Genomic DNA, 253 nt, shown 5'->3' with positions numbered 1-253 from the left:
CTTTTCAAATAGCCTTTCATCTCACCAAATGCATCTTCAATGCGCCATAGTTCCTTGTAGTTTGAGACTATCTCGCCGGCCTTCATATCTTTTACATTGGTGATGATGCCAAAAAAACCATCTCGTTTTGCCTCTTTTTCAATTGCTTTGTGGTTTAAGGAGCATTGCACCTTATCTTGTATCGATAAGTATTTCTTGTAGGCTCGGTTTGTTATGAATTTCTTTGTTAATGGCTTTGAAGATGATAGTGTGT

The 253-nt window shown here is 37.5% G+C and carries 1 pseudogene; it reads right to left on the bottom strand.

The annotated features are described in order from the left end of the window. Window positions 1–253: pseudogene (locus JIV24_RS22930) on the bottom strand (IS1634 family transposase); the annotation flags it as partial.

The organism is Carboxylicivirga marina (assembly GCF_016612505.1).
GTDB lineage: Bacteria > Bacteroidota > Bacteroidia > Bacteroidales > Marinilabiliaceae > Carboxylicivirga > Carboxylicivirga marina.
This window is presented reverse-complemented; position numbering and strand designations above follow the sequence as displayed.